This window comes from Pseudomonas sp. 008 (assembly GCF_016861935.1).
Classification (GTDB): domain Bacteria; phylum Pseudomonadota; class Gammaproteobacteria; order Pseudomonadales; family Pseudomonadaceae; genus Aquipseudomonas.
In genome coordinates this window covers 108094-125613 of the sequence record NZ_BOMA01000003.1, presented here as the reverse complement: position 1 = coordinate 125613, position 17520 = coordinate 108094, and the positions used below count along the sequence as shown (strand labels likewise).

Genomic DNA, 17520 nt, shown 5'->3' with positions numbered 1-17520 from the left:
AACGCTGCTCCAGGAGTACCTTCAATGTCTGCTGTACACGTAGTCCGCTTTGAATTTCAGAACGGTATCCACTGGGGCGTGCTACGCCAGGGCCGTATCACGGTTGTCCCCGGTGTTTTTGAAACCACCGGTGACTTCATTCGCCAGAACAGCCTCGACGACCTCGCTCAAATAAAAGGTACGGAGCTTGCGGAGGGCGAAGTGAAACTGCTGTCGCCGATCACCCGTAACCAGCAGTTCGTCTGCCAGGGCGCCAATTACCGTCAGCACATGATCGAGTCGGGCATGGACCCGGATGCGAAGAAATTCAACATGATCTTCACCAAGGCGACCAGTTGCCTGGTGGCGGCGGACAGCGACCTGATCAAGCCGCGCACCGTGCGCTTCCTTGATTACGAGATCGAACTGGGGCTGGTGATGAAACGCGCAATCACCGGCGCGGTGGCTGTTACCGACGCCAATCTGCATGAGTTCATCGCAGGCGTCGTCATCGTCAATGACTACTCGGCTCGTGACATTCAGATCCCTCAGATGCAGTTCTACAAGGGCAAGAGCTTCCGCACATTTGGCCCGGTCGGCCCGTACCTCTGCCTTCTGGATGCCAAGAGCATGCCTTACCTCAAGGCATTGCAGTTGCGCCTGACGGTCAACGACCAGGTGCGCCAGAACGACAGCACGGCCAACCTGGTTTACGGCCCCGCCGAAACCCTTACCGAACTCTCTGCCGTGCAAGACCTCGCCGTTGGAGACCTGATCGCCACCGGTACACCCGCCGGCTGTGCGCTGACCGTTCCTTCGCCGGCCAAACAGCGCATTGCGGCCCTGATGCCAGAAGCTACCAAGTGGAAGCTGTTCCTTAAGGCGCAGGAAAGCCGGACGCAGTATCTCAAGCCGGGTGATGTGGTCGAGGCGCGCATTCGCAGCGCTGATGGTGTGATCGACCTCGGCGTGCAACGTAACCGTGTCGTGGAGGAAGCCTGATGACGGTGCAGACCCTGAGTGACATCGAAAGTCTCGAACGAGTCCCCTTGTCGGAGCGTGGCCTGGCATCCAGCACTTATGAAGCGCTGCGGCAGGCCGCCAAGTGCACCCCCCGGGCGCCGGCGCTGAGCTTCTTCGCCAATGCCGCCGATTTCAAGCGCACCTGCGAGTGGAACTACTCCCAGCTCTTCGCGGATATCACCCGCGCGGCGAATGCCTTCCATGACCTGGGCATCAAACCGGGCGAGGTGCTTGCCTTCATCCTGCCCAACCTGCCGGAAACCCATTTCACCATATGGGGCGGGGAGGCGGCTGGCATCGTCATGGCGATCAATCCTCTGCTCGAAGCCAAGCAGATGGCTGGCTTGCTGAATGCCGCGAAGGCCTCCGTGGTGGTGACGCTCGCACCGACCCCGGGTAGCGATCTGTGGCCCAAACTGGCTTCGCAGCTGGATCAGTTACCTGCGCTCAGGTCTGTCGTTTGGGTCAGCATGGAGCCCTATGTCGCCGAACCGGTGTGCGGGATCCTGCAAGCCATGGCACTGAAGGAGCGAGACTTACACAACGGTATCGCGATCCACGATTGGCTATCGCTGATGAATACTCAGCCGCACACACACCTGATCAGCGGTCGACAAATCCGCCAGGATGAGTGCTCTTCCTACATCTGTACGGGCGGCACCACCGGGCTCCCCAAGATCGCCGCGCGAACCCATGGCTCGGAAGTATTCAATGCATGGGCCATGGCCGCTCACATGCAGCCACGCACAAGTGGCCAGGTTATCTTTTGTGGCCTGCCGCTGTTTCATGTCAATGGACAAATGGTGACTGGCCTGATGCCTTGGACTCAAGGCGACCATGTGATCCTCGGGACGCCTCAAGGGTATCGTGGCGAGGGGGTGATCCCGCGATTCTGGGAGATGGTCGAGCACTTCGGTATCAACTTCTTTTCCGGCGTGCCAACGGTCTATGCCGCACTTCTGCAAAATGAATGGCAGGGTCGCGACCTGTCCAGTCTTCGCTACGCAATGTGTGGCGCGGCGCCCATGCCGGCTGAGCTTCTGCGAGAGTTCGAGCGCCGGACCGGGTTAAAGATCCTTGAGGGTTACGGTCTTACCGAGGGCGCCTGCGTTTCCTCAATCAATCCGCCCCATGGCGAGCGCCGCATCGGCTCCATCGGGATACGGATCGCCTACCAGAATATGCGCGCGGTCGTGCTCAATGACGCGGGTGAATACCTGCGCGACGCCAACGTGGATGAAATCGGGCTCATCACGATCAGTGGTCCGAACCTCTTCGATGGCTATCTGGAGGAGCGTCATAACCAGGGCCTCTGGATCGATATCGACGGTCAGCGCTGGCTGAATACGGGTGATCTGGGTCGCCAGGATGCGCAGGGTTACTTCTGGCTGACCGGGCGCAAGAAGGAGTTGATCATCCGCGGTGGCCACAACATCGATCCGAAGCAAATCGAAGAGGTTCTGCAGGCGCATCCCGCCGTCGCCCTGGCCGCGGCAATCGGCAGCCCCGACGTTTATTCGGGCGAGGTGCCGGTGGCCTACGTTCAGTTGCGTCCCGGGCAAGTTTGCAAGGCCGAAGAGCTGGAGGCGTTCGCCCATCTCCACATCAGTGAGCGGGCGGCCGTTCCCAAGCGCATTGAAGTCCTGGAAGCATTGCCGCTGACGGCCGTGGGCAAGATATTCAAACCCGCTTTGCAGCAGCGGGAGATTGCCAGAGTCGTCCAGCAGGAAGCGGGGCGCCTGGGGCTTTCGGATATTGCTGTCGAGGTCGTGCAGGACACTCGTCGTGGGCCTGTCGCCTGCATCCGGGCCGGAGCCGACCAGGAAATCCTGGCGCCGCTCTTGGGACACTACAGCTTCCAGATCGAGTGGCTTACTTGAGTCTCTGATTCGCATCTGTCAGTCCAGCAGCCATGCCCTGGCGCTGTTCCGCCAGGGTTTTTTACACAACTTCGATCAACTCCAACCGGTGCTGAAAAGTTCACAGGAAGGCGAAGCCTTGCCTGCGTGCAATCAACAAAAACAATAAACAGAGGTGGAAAATGAAACTGAATAGCCGTGTGATCCCGTGTCTTTCTGTTCAGCGAAAGTGTGCTGTCTGGATTAAGTTCGCCAGTGCCATGGCACTGCTCAGCGCCTCGACCATTGCCGGCGCCAATGGCATTGGCCTCAACGAACAAAGTGCAAGCAGTGCGGGAACTGCTTATGCGGGACGGTCGTCATCGGCGCTGGACGCCAGCACCATTTACGGAAACCCCGCAGGCCTGACCAAGTTGCGGCGCAGCGAGATTTCCGGCGGGGCCGCAATTGTCTCGGTAAGCGATGACATCAGTGATGCGCAGAGCAGTGCCACGGGAACGAACAAGGGGGATTCGGTCCCTTTGGGGGTTGTACCCTTCGCCTATCTGTCGACACCGCTTGATGATCGTTTTTCGATGGGGCTGGGCCTGTATGCGCCGAGTGGTCTGATCAATGACTACGAGAGCACTTTTCAGGGGCGTTACCATGGTTCCTACAGCACGACCAAGGAGATAACCCTGCAGCCCACACTGGCCTATCGGATCAATGATTACGTGTCCATTGGTGGCGGACCGACCCTGAACCATTTCGATGCAAAGCTTCAGAATTACATGGCAACCGGCGCCCTGAACAACGGCCAGGACACCCTGGTCACCATCAAGGGCGATGACACGGCCGTTGGCTACAACGTCGGCCTCTTGGTTGACTTTAGTGAGGCCACCCATTGGGGGGTGACTTATCACTCGAAGGTGAGCTATCACCTAAAAGGGCATACAGAGGTTTCCGGCTCCCCGAGCGTTATCCCGCTGGACGGAAACTATGACACCCAGATAGATCTGACGATGCCCGAAAAAGTGGACACGTCCATCACCCATCATTTCAATAATCGCTGGACCGGATACCTGGGGACCACCTGGACACGCTGGAGCCGGATCCAGAAGGTCGAGGCAATCAACAGCGGTGTTTCCGCCATGGGCCAGGCTGCCGGCCTGGGGCGTGTGGCCGAACAAATGAATTGGCATGACACCTGGTCCACCGCGGTTGGCGCCTCCTATCAATTGAACCCGCAATGGCTGATACGCGCAGGCTATGCCTATGACCCGGCGCCTGTTGGAAATGCCGATCGCAGCGTGCGTGTTCCGGTCGGCAATCGCCAGGCCGTGACCCTGGGCGGCGCATATTCGCCGAACCCCGATCTGACGATCGACTTTGCCTATGGTTATCTCTGGGATTCAAAAGCTTCCGTAAAACACTCGAACGATTCCGGTCTTCAACCGGAATACAGTGCCCATTACGAAAACAGTGCGAATGGAATTTCAGTGCAGGCGACCTATCGGTATTAATTGCCGCTCCTATCAGTTTTTGCACTCCGCCATCACCACATGACAGGTCGTCGGCGTGCCACCGGATTGGCCGGCATAGCGTACGCAATTATCCATGGACTTTTGGCGAGCCATGTCCAGGGTGGAGCCCCAGGCCAGGCCGCCCTCGCCAGCAGTGGGTAGCGCTTTTGCATAGCAACTTGAGCCTGCGCTTGAGTCTGCACTTGAGGCCGAGTAGCGGGCCGTGGAAGTTTTGCCCGCACAGCCCGCGGTCAGGGCCAGGTTGATGACGAGCAGGGAAGGGAGGATCCATGACGAACATTGGCGTGCTGTTTTGCCGATCATCCCGTTTCCCCTGTATCAAGAGGCTGGAGGCGTGTTTGTGGTCGTGTTCTATTCAGATTAGACGGTGTTGCGCCTGCCTTGGTTAAAACGGCTCGTTAAATAAACGAGCCGTTTTTGTGAGGGTGTTCAGCGGGGCAAGTGCATGGATGTCAGATCACCTCAAAGGTGATCCGCATCAATCACAGCCTTGGCGAACGCCTGCGGATCTTCCTGCGGCAGGTTGTGGCCGATGCCGCCGCTGATCAGCCGGAACTCGTATTTGCCGGTGAAGCGCTTGGCGTAATCCTCGGGGGCGGGGTGCGGCGCGCCGTTGGCATCGCCTTCAAGGGTGATGGTCGGCACGCTGATGGAAGGCGCCGTGGCCAGTTTCTGCTCCAGCGCTTCGTATCGGCTCTCGCCCTGGACCAGGCCCAGGCGCCAGCGGTAGTTGAACACGGTGATGTCGACATGGTCGGGGTTTTCCAGCGCCTTGGCGCTGCGGTCGAAAGTGGCGTCGTCGAACGCCCATTTCGGCGAAGCCAGTTGCCATATCAACTTGGCGAAGTCGTGGGTGTTTTTCTCGTACCCGGCGCGACCGCGATCGGTGGCGAAGTAAAACTGATACCACCACTGCAATTCAGCCTTGGGTGGCAGCGGGTTCTTGCCGGCCGCCTGATTGCCAATCAGATACCCGCTGACCGAGACCAGCGCCTTGACCCGTTCTGGCCATAGCGCCGAGACAATATCAGCCGAGCGCGCGCCCCAATCGTAACCACCGAGCACGGCTTGTTTGATCTTCAGCGCATCCATGAAGTCGATGACGTCACTGGCCAGCGCAGCCGGTTGGCCATTACGAACGGTTTTATCGGACAGAAAATGCGTATCGCCATAGCCACGCGCATAGGGCATCAGCACTCGATAGCCCTTTGCGGAAAGCAAAGGGGCGACCTCGTCATAGCTGTGAATGTCGTACGGCCAGCCGTGCAGAAGAATCACCACCGGCCCGTCCGCCGGGCCTGTTTCGGCGTATGCCACGTTGAGCAGGCCGGCGTTGACATGCTTGAGCGGGCCGAATGGGGAGGGTGTTGCATGAGTGGCACCAGCATTGACCGAGGTTGGCTGCGCCGCGGCGGTCGTTTGTGCGTGGGCCGCACCGAGAACGCCGAACAGGGTAAACGCGAGGATCGACGAGCCGACCAGGCGGTGGCGGGTTTTTCCGGTTTTGTTCTGCAGTGCCATCTTCATGTGATGTCTCCGTTGCAAGTCGTTGGCCAGGGGTTCTGACTGAGCCCCTCGAAACCTTGTTTGCATTTGAACGCGGCGACGTATCTGGTCTGTGTCGAATCGCAGGCCAAGTGAAAAGCCATGTATCGAGAGGCTAATCAGACACACTGTGATACATAAGGAGAAATCTCGGTATCAAGTCGCATATCTGAAAAAGGTGGGGCCATTGAAATTAAAGTTCAGCCATGTGGATGTTCTCGTCAAAGACCTTGAGGAAGCGTGCAGGTATTACGCCCGTGTCTTCAGTGCCAAAATTTCAAAGACACTTGATTGGCAGCGCGACGGTTTGCATGTGCGCTATGCGATCGTCATGTTCGGCACGGAGCGCCTTATGCTGGTGCAACCGTTTACCGGAAATCTCAAGGCTCTGATGGACGCCAACGGCGAAGGCACCATCTACCGGCACTGCTATTCCACACCGGACATCGAGGCAGCCTACGACGAATTGATCGACGCAGGCGTCCAGCCGGAAAATGAGAACGGCAAACCGCTGTCTCGCGATAACCTCCAGTCGCCAAGTGGGACACGCATACTCTGGTTACCGAAACGCTTCGGGCATTTTTCTATTGAGTTGCTTGAAGAGAAAGAGCTGGAGGCATTTATCAAGGAGGCATTTGCTGAGGAGGATTTATCCCTGGTAGCGATAAATTCGGACATGTGTCTCCAGTCAGATCTTGATGATTAGTGTCGAGAGGGCGCGTTGCGGGCCGATACTGCTGTTGACCTGCGCCTCGATGCTGACCAGTACATCGCCAGCATGATAAGTGGGCAGGATTTCATTGGCATACCGAGGCCACTATCCTGCTCTTGGACGAAAACGATTCGGCTACCTACGGCTGCTCCCGGACCGGTTTCGGCCTGTCTCGATCGCAATAAAACGGCAAAAATGCAGATGCTTGATTATGAGGCAGGTACATTCAGAATACTTACTAAAAGAAAATGTACATGAAGAAGCTAAGTAATGATTTCAGTGGAGCACTCCGAACGTTTGCGTACTTCATGGCAAGTGGACGCCACTACATGCTTGAAAACGTGAAGTACCTCGACATTTATGGCTCTGAACCGAGTGCAATTGAGATGGTCTTCGCGATATTCGCGAACGTAATAGAGATGGACAGTGAAGGCAACGTGCTCAATTTCACCTACGCCCAAAGGAGAGCGACTGACTACTTAAGGTCATACTGCGACCCATCTTTCAAAGTAACGCCTCCTCTTGAAGACTGGGAAACTGAGCTCTATGGGCCGCCCTCACTCGGACGCTAAGAAATGGCTTTAGCTCGCAGACACGAGGGACCGGAAAGGGTCAAAAGTATCCAGACGAGTGGCAGCTTTTGGCCGACCGCTGTCTGTTCCGAAAGACTGCAACTTTTGGCGAACACTCGTCAACGTCCGTCAGGGTCGATAGCTGCTTGCTCCGCTATTGCAGCGGAACATACACGTCAGTCTGCCATTGATCCTGCGGCGTCTCGGGATAGACGCTCAGGTAATTGAAGAACAGCGGGTGGTCACGGAGTTCCTCGCCACTGGCAGGAAGCCAATCGCGGTAAATCGGATAGATCGTTTCGCCGATGTGATCCGGTGACCCCACGTGTCGCACCACGACGCAGCGACCACCAGGAATGACGATCTCGCGCACACCGAACTCATTCGGCGCCACAGCCTCGTGAATCTCGCCGCAGATGGCGAAGCGGAATGCTTGTGCAGGTGTCGTGTCGGGGTTGCCATAGGGAATGCCAAAGGTGCGACTCGATGCCACCGGCGACTGTCCGCTCTGCATGCGCCACTCGATGAACTTGCGCACGCTCTCATTGACGAGCCCGGGTGGTCCGCAGTGCTCAAGCGCTGCGACCCGGACTTCAGGGAACTCCACGATTCGTACTTGCATGATGATAGTCCTGGAAAAATGAGGGATTGCGAATACCGCATTCCAGACCTGCCAGTTCGGTTCCTTCCTGAACGCACTCGGCGTCATACCGAACGCCCGCCTGAACGCCCTGCAAAATGCCTCGGGGCTTTCAAAGCCGGCACCGAGTGCGGCGTCCAGTACCGAGTGATCAGCGAGGGCGGCCAGGCGATGTGCCGCGCGTCGTAGCCGCATCAGTTGCACATAACGTGAGACCGGCACACCTGCGAACGCGCTGAATTGTCGATGGAAGTGAAACACCGAAAAGTTCGCCACATGACTCAACGTCTTCACCGACAGGTCACCTTCAAGATTGGCATCGATGTAGGCGAGTACGGCGTTGAAGCGTTTTGTGTAGGCGAAGTTGCTCGGCATGTCAGACACTGGGAAAAGGCTCCTGGAAGTACGGTCGGCAATAGAATCGACTATAGCGGTGTAAACGTGCCTAGCCGCGTTTGCTCAAGGTACGTTTTGGGTTGGCCAATGTGATCTCTTCCACCATGAGACACCGTATATCCAGTCCGATCACTTCTGATCGACTGTTGCTGTCGTTGTGAGGGCAGCAATTACCCCCCCCAGGCAATCATCGAAAAGAGACCCGACAGGGATGCGCTAAAGTTATGCGGGTCATCGATCAATTGTGATCCGCTGTTCGCGTTGCTTCCGTCCCTGGAGGGCCCAATGCCGCCCATCATCACATGCCTGGTGGCGCTGTCTGTTCTTGGCCTGACTCTTGTAGTACAAGCCCAGACTAACGCCTGCCCACCTGGCGAGAAACAAGTGTGCCTGAACGGCTGCATCTGCCTGCCAGATCTGGGGCAGATGCCTGATGGCGTCTACCAGGTCGCGGCACCTGCCCTGGCGCTGTGGCTGACCCAAGCCCGCGCTGAAGCAGCCAGCGCCGAGATCCAACCCATTCCACCGCACATCCGGGAGCAACTGCTGCGCTGGTACGACCCCAGCGTCCTCGATGCTGCGCACTACAAAGTGAGCGACAACGGCCAATTCAGCGCCGCCACTTCCATGCTGCAAAACCCCGACGTCGGTGCCGTGACGCTGATCGACATCATCCTCTTCCGGGACACTCAAACCGCAGAACAGGACATCGCGCTCTGGGCTCACGAACTGAAGCACGTGCAGCAGTTTCGGGAATGGGGGGTAGAAGGATTTGCCCAGCGCTATACACAAGATTTCAATGCTGTGGAGGCGCCGGCTTATGCCATACAGGCTGAAGTTCGACGGTCGGTGCGGGGAGGGACTCAATGAAGGGTAGCGAAGCCGCCTGACATTACAGGCACAAAGCGGTCATTATTGGCTGAAAGCAGCCTGTCAGTTAGGGAAGAGTTGAATGGTGTTCAGGGTGATGGTGGTCGGTGGCTACGGAAACTTCGGTAGCATCGTTTGCAGGCATTTGGCGGTGATGCCAGATGTGGAACTGGTGATTTCGGGTCGCGATCCACACAAGTTGCAGAGCAAAGTCGATGAGTTGAAAAGCCAATCGGGCACTGTCGCCGAAAGTTGGTGCGGCAATGCCATGGGCACTGAGTTCAAATCCGTTTTGCGCTCGATGGACATCCAGTTGGTCATCCATACTGGCGGCCCGTTTCAGGGGCAATCCTATGCGGTCGCCGAGAGTTGCATCGAGGCTGGCGTGAACTACTGCGACCTGTCTGACTGTCGAACTTTCGTCAACGGCATTGGCGTACTCGATGCCCAGGCGAAACAGGCCGCAGTGGCGATCCTCAGTGGCTGCAGTTCGGTACCGACGCTTTCGTCAGCCATCATCGATCAGCAGCGCTATCGCTTCAGTCGTATCGATTCGATCGAGCATGGCATTTCCTCTTCGGCGAAGATGCCGGGATTGTCGACCGTCGAAGGCGTACTCGCCTACGCAGGTAAACCGATCAGGCAACTCAAGAATGGCAAGGTGCATGAAGTGTCGGGTTGGCAGGATCTGACGCTGCGCAAGATGCCGCATCTGGGCACTCGCGTGCTGGCCAATGTCGATGTGCCGGACATGGATATTTTCGCCAGCCGCTATGGCGCGCTAACCCTGAGCTTCAAGGCCGGCGCGGGCTTGAAGCTGGGTGGTGTCGCCAACTATCTGCTGGCTCAGGCGTTGAAGATCGGGCTGGTTCGCGACCACGCCCTTTGGGCCGCCAGACTGCATCGGCTGGGGACCCGGTTCGAACGCTTCGGCGATGGCAAAAGCGCGATGTACATCGACGTTCAGGGCAGGGGAGTTGATGGGGAACCGCTGGCTATGACCGTGCAACTGACGGCCATGAATGACAAGGGACCGCAAATTCCAAGCTGCGCATCCGTAGCCTTGGCCGCAAAAATGGCCCAGGGCTATGTGCCGCAACCCGGTGCCAGGGCTTGCGTGGGTGAAATTACCGTCGATGAATACATGGCAGCGATCAACGACCCTGACAATTTGAGCCTGTCTGTGCAGTTCTCTGAGGAGCCGCGCTGACATGCTCTATCTGTGCCTGAAGTACCTCCACATCATTGCCGCGATTTTCCTGTTCGGATTCGGCATGGGCTCCTACCTCTACCTGATCGCTGCCAGCCGCACGGCCAACCCTCAAGTGATCGCGCATGTGGCCCGAATGGTCGTGCGCTTCGACACCTGGATTACCACGCCGGCAGGCTTTGTTCAGATCATCACGGGCTACCTGCTGATGAGGCTCTCCGGACTACCCATGACCACGGAGTGGGTACTGACTTCGTTGATTATCTTCTTCTGCGTGGGTTCGCTTTGGCTGCCGGTGCTGGTGTTGCAGAAGCGGCTGTACCTGATGGCGTCGTGCGCAGTTGAGGCTGGCAGCGGACTCGATGATGAATACCGATCCGTGTACAAAAAATGGTGGTGGATGGGGGTGGTCGGTTTTGTCGGGATGTTTGTGATTGTGCTGATGATGGTGACGAAGATGACGCCGGTGCAACTGGTTGGGCTATTGGGGTAACAGGATCGGTTGGCTCAAGACTTTGGTGTTCAAGGCCTCTGCCAAACGTGAACGCGAGGCGGTCCAGTTAATGCGGGTGAGGGCGTTCATAGGGGCGCTTTCAAAAAGCGCTGTTCATGATCAGGATCCGGCAGCAGGCACGTGTCGTATTTCCCGAAGAGCCGATAACGATTAAGCGCAATGCGGTCGTATGCCCAATCTCGAAGCATGCGAGGGAAGATGCGCAACAAGTTCACTGGGCGCCAGAGTGCGGGCAACTGGGCGATGACTTCGAAAAATGCATCCGAACGCTCCCAGTAGTGTCGGTCGCGGATCACCGCCATGGTGTCGAATTGATCCACGGGCAAACCTGCCCACGCGAGCAGAGCCTGCCCCTCGGGTGACTGAACCGCCGCCAACCGCACGCGCCGCTGGCGGTCATGGCGAATCAAAAACCTCGCCCAGCCATTGCACAGCTTGCAGACACCGTCGAACAAGACCACCGTTTCTCCTGGTTTGAGCAGCGGCGCGGGTGAGGGGCGGACTTGCGAGGTGGGCATAAGCGTGGGTCCAAGGGAATCTGATTATCCGGATCATAACCGCGTGCCAGCGTTAAAGTCTGCATTTGGCCGAAGGGGGGGCTGCTCCTTGCCGGCAGCCGCAATAGCCAATGCGTTATCATTGTCCCTTTGAAATCAGCCAAGGAGGCATCCATGAGTGTGCGTGGTAAAGACCGGCAGATCGACAATATTGAATTTAATGTCGACGACATTGCTCGCAGCAAAGCTTTCTACGGCAGTGCGTTCGGCTGGACATTCGTCGACTACGGCCCAACCTATACGGAATTCAGTGATGGCCGCCTTACCGGTGGCTTCACTACGGGAGAGCCGGTTCGACCTGGTGGCCCTTTGATCATTTTGTACTCGGATGATCTCGATGAGGCGCAGCAACGGCTCAAAGCCTTGGGCGCTGTTATCACCCGCGAAATATTCTCGTTCCCTGGTGGAAGCAGATTCCACTTCATTGATCCGGATGGCTATGAACTGGCCGTTTGGACAGCTCAGCTGTAGGTCTCAGGTCGGCCCAAAGCGGTCCATTACCAGGGTTTGCTTTGGGCCGATACTCAAGCGGTAGGTGCGGGTCGAGCCATGACCCTGGTCACATAAATTTGAAATGCACAGCGTTGCTCGCCAGAATCGCGGGCCGATCCGGTCAAAGGTGCCGGACGTTCGTGGTGAAAAGGGGCAGCAGTTGAACCAACAGACATTGTCCATGCGCCTGGAACGCGTGGCGGCACATGTGCCAGCAGGTGCGCGCCTGGCCGATATCGGCTCGGATCACGGCTACCTGCCTGTGGCATTGATGCGTCGTGGCGCCATCGTGGCGGCGGTGGCCGGCGAGGTGGCATTGACGCCGTTTCGTTCGGCCGAACGCACCGTGCGCGAGAACGACCTGGACCAGTGGATCACCGTGCGCCTGGCCGATGGCCTGACGGCAATCGAGCCGGGAGACGGGATCACGGTGATCAGCATCTGCGGCATGGGCGGCGAGACGATCCGCGACATTCTCGACAGCGGCAAGGCACGTCTGAGCGGGCAGGAGCGCCTGATCCTTCAACCCAACGGCGGCGAGCAGCCACTGCGCCAATGGCTGATGGAAAATGGTTACTGCATCCTCTGCGAGGAAGTGCTACGGGAAAACCGCTTCGACTACGAAATCATCGTCGCCGAGCGCACCGGGCCGGTGATGTACACCGCCGAGGAGCTGTATTTCGGTCCGCTGCAGATGCAGGCACGCAGCTCGGCATTCCTGATCAAGTGGCAGCGCCTGTTGCGCGAGAAGCAGCGGACCCTGAGCAACTTCGCCAAGGCGCGGCAGGCCGTGCCCGAGGAGAAGGTGCAGGACGTCGCCCGGCAGGCCCGGTGGATCACCGACCTGCTGGCTTGAGCCCTTGACTAAGTAATTGCAGGGGCAAATTTCAACCTGACGGTTGCTGCTCTTATAGGGCTTGCGGTTAGCGGCAGCACAGGCAACCGCTGATCAGCGGTTGGTCGGGGTCGTTTTCGAGAAATGTAACCATGACTTCCATGCCCGTTCGGGGGGGCGTCATTTCACAACTCCAATTGGAAGTCCCCCTCAGCCAACAACAACTCTTGTCGTCAAATCTACCTTCGCGGTCCCAGGGGAACTTGACCTTGACCCTTCCGAGGCGCCTATCACCCTGGATCTCCTCGTCTTCCAGAGCGATGACCACAGCGGTGTGGTTGCTTGTTGCCTGAGGTTTCTTGTGAGCCAAAGGCGGGCGATAGGACACGTCCCACGGGAGAACGATAAAGCGGTTGCGGTAACCCTGATGAAAGTCATCCTCGTTGTCAGTGTTGCTTCTGGCGACGTTCTCGCTCAATACCTGTGGTTGCTTGCCTTCGTGGATGACCTGAGTCAGTAACCATAGGTCGTTCCATTCCTGGCGCGGGTGGCCAGAGATCTCCAGAACATGGCCACTGACTAACCGGGTCTGGTCACCTTGCCCTTCAGCTTGACGATAAGCCGCGTGGCGGCGCTCCATAGCACGCAGACTTATCTGCTTGCCGTGCTCATGGCTTGTGAAAGGCTTCAGCTTGATATCGTTTTCCATGCCTGGCTGTTGCTCGTTTCTCCCCAGGCGTAGGTTGAAGCGCTTGATCAGTGGCTCGTTGGCCACTCTATCGCTCTCTTGTCCATAAGCAGTGGGTTGCCCAATCCTGGGAAAAGCTGCCTGATCATCGCCAAAGACCAGCACGTGGCCTTGAGCGCTGTGTTGGAAGTGGAAGTGGATACCTTCTTCTTCGCACAAGCGCTGAATAAAGTGCAAATCCGTTTCATCGTACTGGGTACAGTAGTCACGCTCGGGGTAGGTCGACCCCAGATTAAACCGATAAGCTTCACCCACAATCCCGTGTTCTTCCAGTATCAAGGCGACGATTTTCGGCACCGAGAACTGTTGATAGATCCTCTGGTTGATGCGGTGGCGCAAGTAGGACAGGTGCGGTACGAGGGCCAGATTGTAGCGCGTCAAACGCTGAGCATTACCGCTTTGGGCGATGTGATAGATCCGTCCATGGATGCCGCTGCCTTTCGTGTCGAAGGTCAGAAAAGCCTCTACGTCGAAGAGGCTTTCGAGATCCAGGTCAGACCGCTCGCTAACAAGCTCCACGTTGAAGAGATAAGGCCTGCTGATCGCCTCATCTCCGGTAAATGCGAGTACTTGAAAATCGTGCGCAAAACCGTCGATGGTCAAACTGAAAGGCGTCTGATTGGCTGGGCTGAACATCCACTGTTCTCTTCTTGCATAAGGAGTTGAATCGGCGCTGTCGCAGATGTCAATGTCAGGAAGCCGGGTAAGTCCAGCTCAGGGCAAGAGCCTATAACAGGCACTAACCCACTAATTTGGCGCCCCTGTATATCGGCGTTTGCGTCTTACTTTCCGGACATAAATAGCCTCAACCTGCTGCTCACAGCATGTCCGCGTATAAAACAAAGACATGAATAGAGCAACAGGTGACAAATCAAGTCAGATCACACACCACTCTTCACTTTGGTCCAAATCCGTGTGCGGATTCGCTCCAGCTTCAATGGCAATGGCTCAAGTGGGATAAGTGTGGCAATAGTCTTTTTGTCTGGATAAATCCAGGGGTTGTCTCGCAACTTCTGCTCGACAAACTCAGCGGCATCTTTATTAGCGTTAGGGTAGAGAGTGTGGTTTGAGGTCTTGGCAATAATTTCTGGTCGCAACATATAATTAATAAACGCCATACCTTCCTTTGGGTGGGGCGCGTCTTTTAGAAGAACCAGATTTTCCGACCAGACCAGCGCTCCTTCGCGAGGAAGGCTGTAGGTAATCTTGCGTCCAGTGTTGGTCTTCTCGTTTATGGCCTGCGCGGCAAGGGCACCATTAGCCCATCCCACGACTGCACAAATATTGCCGTCAGCCAGGTCAGCGTCAATTCGGGAGGAGTCGAAATAGAGGACGTAGGGACGGATTTTTAACAGTAGGGCTTGAGCTTTCTGGTAATCATCCGGGTTCCTGCTGTTGCTGGGGAGCCCAAGGTAATGCAAAGCAATCGAAATGATCTCACTTGGAGAGTCAAGCATTGCCACACCACACGACTGGAGCTTGCTGATATTTTCTTCTTTGAAGATCAAATCCCAGCTATTCACCGGAGCATTATCACCCAATGCCGCTTTGACTTTGTCAACGTCATAGCCAATGCCGGTAGTGCCCCATAGATAGGGCACGGCGTAGCGATTACCAGGATCATTGACCGCGACCTGGGACAAAATATCAGGATCGATATGGGACAAATTACTCAGTTGATTACGATCCAGCGGCTGAAGCACTCCCGCCTGGATCAGGCTTGGCAACACATTGGAGGTGGCCACAACCACGTCATACCCCGTGCGCCCAGCCATTACCTTGCTCTGCATGATTTCGGCGCTGTCGAAAGCATCCATATGCACTCTGGTGCCGGTTGCCTGCTCAAACTCCTTTGGGGTCTCCGGTGCGAGAAGCCCGAACCAGTTGTACAGATGCACCCCAGGCTCTACAGCTCCCACTGATGTGCTCATCCCAGCACAGAGAAGCGAGGCCGAAAAAATGGTTCGCAAACGTGATTTTCTCATGCAACATCCTTGTCAAGACGATGTGCCCTCATGGCCATCGTAAGTCCTGGTAGCGAATATACCGGGCGTTACCAAATAGTAAATACCTACGAATACTTACCTCTGACCTACGAATCCCTAACCCAAAAGGGGTAGAAAATGCCGTTCGACCTTCATAGCCTGGCTTGGCACCGATCGATTGGGAAACTGATCATGCAGTTGAACCGTCCAGAATTCTGGAGTTCGCTTGTTCGTATATTAAACGAATACGTGCAAATCGATAATTGGGTTGTATTGATCTTTAGCAATCAACAAGTGCAAGTTGTTAGTCTTCCTGAGGTCGCAGATGTCGAAGAGGTGGACGCGTTCACTCATCGCTATGTGAAGGGGCTTTACCTGCTGGATCCATTTTATATAGCTAATCGAGAAAACCCCCAGAGCGGTTTCTTTCATTTGCTGGATATTGCGCCGGAATACTTTCTTGAAACTGAGTATTATCATCAATATTTTGCGCAATATATCTCTGTGGATGAAGCCCAGTACAATGTTCAGCTCGATGCCGATAGAACGTTATGCATTTCCATTGGTAGCAAAGTCCGTTTTGATCAAGAGCAAATAACAATGCTTGATATTATCAAGCCGTGGGTGACTGCATTAATGCATCAGCGCATGTGTTTTGAAAATGATGTAGAGAAAAATCTCGCTGAGCCACCTCTATGGCCAGAAACGATTACCCAGCTTGGCACGCAAATAACAGCGCGCGAAAGCGATGTGCTCAGATTGTTGCTCAGTGGCTTCTCTAATAAAGAGATAGCCGGAAAGCTTTCCCTCTCGGTGGAAACGATAAAGGTTCATCGTCGCAATATTTATGCCAAATTAAATATCAAGTCACAATCCGAGCTGTTTGCTCGATTCTTTATGCCCAAACAAGATGTTTTCTCTACAAGTTGAAGTCGGTGTTTTAGTCTGGATATTACCGTTAAATGGTCTCACGGCTTCAGGCGCGAACCTGGCCTGACCTCTAATTCTGGCTCGGGATGAGGGCATCACGCTAATTCGCGCGGGTAATCGGAGTCATGTTCCTGCAAGCATCAAATCCAGATTCTGCACTGCTGCTCCAGCTGCTCCCTTCCCAAGATTGTCAAACACCGCAGCCAACAAAACCTGCCCCGTCTCATCATTCTCAAACACTGACAGTCGCACATCATCAGTCCCGTTAAGTGCCTGAGGATCAAGGGACGTCAGCCCTTTAGCCTCCAGCATCGACATCACCTGTACATGGCTCGCATCGGCGTAGTGCCGCATCAGACACGCATGCAACTGCACCGCACTCACACCTGGCGCCAACAACCGGGTTTGCAAGGGGATGGTCAGTACGATCCCCTGCCGAAAAGCGCCATAGGCCGGCACAAACATCGGCCGCTCCGTCAGACCGCTTTGTTGTTGAATCTCTGGAATATGTTTGTGTGCCAACCCCAGCCCATAGACCTGAAACGCCGACGCCTGTGCTGCGTCTTCTCCCTCATGCTCTTCCACCCCGACACGTCCTTTCCCGGAATAACCCGACACGGCATGAATGTTCATCGGGTAATCCCTGGGCAGTAATCCGGCCTCCAGTAAAGGGCGCAGCAACCCTATGGCCCCCGTTGGATAGCAACCCGGATTGCTGACCCGTCGTGCGGCGGCGATGCGTTGGCTCTGCTGCGGATTCATCTCCGCGAAACCATAGGTCCAGTCTGGATGGGTGCGGTGCGCCGAACTCGCATCGATCACCCGCACGGCGGGGTTTTCGATGGTCGCTACAGCGTCGCGCGCGGCTTGGTCGGGCAAGCACAGAATCGCGATGTCGCAGTTATTGATGGCTTCGGCGCGACGTTGCGGATCCTTGCGATATTCGGGGCTGAGAGTGATAAGCCGCAGATCGCTGCGGTCGCGTAGGCGTTGATGGATTTGCAACCCGGTGGTGCCTTGGTCGCCATCGATGAATACAAGGGGACTTGCCATGGAATGCTCTCGGACATAGGAAATCAGGAGTTCCAATCTTCAGTGAGGCGCTAAGATAGGAAAAGTTGAATTTATAA

General features: G+C 56.2%; 18 protein-coding genes. 11 read left to right on the top strand and 7 right to left on the bottom strand.

Features of this window, described 5'->3' with window-relative positions; all coding sequences use genetic code 11:
• Positions 1-24: 24 nt before the first annotated feature.
• The 3 genes from JUI81_RS07840 to JUI81_RS07830 all read left to right on the top strand — a co-directional run bounded on the left by JUI81_RS07840 (position 25) and on the right by JUI81_RS07830 (position 4363).
• Positions 25-981, top strand: a complete 957-nt coding sequence (locus JUI81_RS07840) for a fumarylacetoacetate hydrolase family protein (RefSeq protein WP_019580167.1) — start codon at positions 25-27, stop codon at positions 979-981.
• Positions 981-2882 carry an acyl-CoA synthetase gene (locus tag JUI81_RS07835; protein ID WP_019580168.1) on the top strand — a complete coding sequence of 634 codons (1902 nt, stop codon included), beginning with the start codon at positions 981-983 and terminating at the stop codon, positions 2880-2882. Before JUI81_RS07840 ends, JUI81_RS07835 begins: the two co-directional genes overlap by 1 nt.
• Before the next feature lie 161 nt (positions 2883-3043).
• On the top strand, positions 3044-4363 hold the full coding sequence (locus JUI81_RS07830; protein ID WP_204124046.1) for an outer membrane protein transport protein: 1320 nt from the start codon (positions 3044-3046) through the stop codon (positions 4361-4363).
• Positions 4364-4375: 12 nt separating this feature from the next.
• On the opposite strand, the gene JUI81_RS07825 is transcribed toward JUI81_RS07830, so the two are convergent.
• Positions 4376-4687 (bottom strand): hypothetical protein, encoded by a 312-nt coding sequence (locus tag JUI81_RS07825; RefSeq protein WP_081791092.1) that lies wholly within the window; start codon positions 4685-4687, stop codon positions 4376-4378.
• Between the two features lie 159 nt (positions 4688-4846).
• Entirely contained in the window at positions 4847-5911 is a 1065-nt protein-coding gene (locus JUI81_RS07820; RefSeq protein WP_028941335.1) for an alpha/beta fold hydrolase, read from the bottom strand.
• Positions 5912-6116: 205 nt separating this feature from the next.
• Between JUI81_RS07820 and JUI81_RS07815 the strand changes: the two genes are divergently transcribed.
• Together JUI81_RS07815 and JUI81_RS07810 are read left to right on the top strand one after the other, a co-directional pair.
• On the top strand, positions 6117-6635 hold the full coding sequence (locus JUI81_RS07815; RefSeq protein WP_204124045.1) for a VOC family protein: 519 nt from the start codon (positions 6117-6119) through the stop codon (positions 6633-6635).
• A 260-nt stretch (positions 6636-6895) separates the two neighbouring features.
• Positions 6896-7213, top strand: coding sequence for a hypothetical protein (locus tag JUI81_RS07810; RefSeq protein ID WP_204124044.1), 318 nt, complete (start codon positions 6896-6898; stop codon positions 7211-7213).
• 154 nt (positions 7214-7367) lie between these two features.
• Here JUI81_RS07810 and JUI81_RS07805 read toward each other — a convergent pair whose 3' ends face one another.
• The gene (locus tag JUI81_RS07805; RefSeq protein ID WP_028941337.1) at positions 7368-8237 is read right to left on the bottom strand and encodes a GyrI-like domain-containing protein; all 870 of its coding nucleotides are present in this window, start codon (positions 8235-8237) and stop codon (positions 7368-7370) included.
• A 297-nt stretch (positions 8238-8534) separates the two neighbouring features.
• Between JUI81_RS07805 and JUI81_RS07800 the strand changes: the two genes are divergently transcribed.
• The 3 genes from JUI81_RS07800 to JUI81_RS07790 all read left to right on the top strand — a co-directional run bounded on the left by JUI81_RS07800 (position 8535) and on the right by JUI81_RS07790 (position 10822).
• Complete coding sequence (locus JUI81_RS07800; protein WP_019580175.1) at positions 8535-9119, top strand: DUF4157 domain-containing protein; 585 nt, start codon at positions 8535-8537, stop codon at positions 9117-9119.
• 82 nt (positions 9120-9201) lie between these two features.
• Positions 9202-10329 (top strand): saccharopine dehydrogenase family protein, encoded by a 1128-nt coding sequence (locus tag JUI81_RS07795; RefSeq protein WP_096479951.1) that lies wholly within the window; start codon positions 9202-9204, stop codon positions 10327-10329.
• 1 nt (position 10330) lies between these two features.
• On the top strand, positions 10331-10822 hold the full coding sequence (locus JUI81_RS07790; protein ID WP_018925626.1) for a DUF2269 domain-containing protein: 492 nt from the start codon (positions 10331-10333) through the stop codon (positions 10820-10822).
• Positions 10823-10908: 86 nt separating this feature from the next.
• Here JUI81_RS07790 and JUI81_RS07785 read toward each other — a convergent pair whose 3' ends face one another.
• Positions 10909-11361, bottom strand: a complete 453-nt coding sequence (locus JUI81_RS07785; protein ID WP_026331787.1) for a thiol-disulfide oxidoreductase DCC family protein — start codon at positions 11359-11361, stop codon at positions 10909-10911.
• A 153-nt stretch (positions 11362-11514) separates the two neighbouring features.
• Here JUI81_RS07785 and JUI81_RS07780 point away from each other — a divergent pair, with 153 nt between their 5' ends.
• Together JUI81_RS07780 and JUI81_RS07775 are read left to right on the top strand one after the other, a co-directional pair.
• The gene (locus JUI81_RS07780; RefSeq protein ID WP_204124043.1) at positions 11515-11871 is read left to right on the top strand and encodes a VOC family protein; all 357 of its coding nucleotides are present in this window, start codon (positions 11515-11517) and stop codon (positions 11869-11871) included.
• Between the two features lie 181 nt (positions 11872-12052).
• Entirely contained in the window at positions 12053-12748 is a 696-nt protein-coding gene (locus tag JUI81_RS07775) for a class I SAM-dependent methyltransferase (protein WP_290371297.1), read from the top strand.
• A gap of 67 nt (positions 12749-12815) precedes the next feature.
• On the opposite strand, the gene tssI is transcribed toward JUI81_RS07775, so the two are convergent.
• The gene (gene tssI, locus JUI81_RS07770; protein WP_204124041.1) at positions 12816-14111 is read right to left on the bottom strand and encodes a type VI secretion system tip protein TssI/VgrG; all 1296 of its coding nucleotides are present in this window, start codon (positions 14109-14111) and stop codon (positions 12816-12818) included.
• 245 nt (positions 14112-14356) lie between these two features.
• Positions 14357-15460, bottom strand: a complete 1104-nt coding sequence (locus JUI81_RS07765; RefSeq protein ID WP_064618647.1) for a polyamine ABC transporter substrate-binding protein — start codon at positions 15458-15460, stop codon at positions 14357-14359.
• 138 nt (positions 15461-15598) lie between these two features.
• On the opposite strand from JUI81_RS07765, the gene JUI81_RS07760 reads away from it, so the two are divergent.
• On the top strand, positions 15599-16390 hold the full coding sequence (locus tag JUI81_RS07760; RefSeq protein WP_028941341.1) for a response regulator transcription factor: 792 nt from the start codon (positions 15599-15601) through the stop codon (positions 16388-16390).
• 123 nt (positions 16391-16513) lie between these two features.
• On the opposite strand, the gene argC is transcribed toward JUI81_RS07760, so the two are convergent.
• Positions 16514-17443, bottom strand: a complete 930-nt coding sequence (gene argC, locus JUI81_RS07755) for an N-acetyl-gamma-glutamyl-phosphate reductase (RefSeq protein ID WP_204124040.1) — start codon at positions 17441-17443, stop codon at positions 16514-16516.
• Positions 17444-17520: the final 77 nt, after the last annotated feature.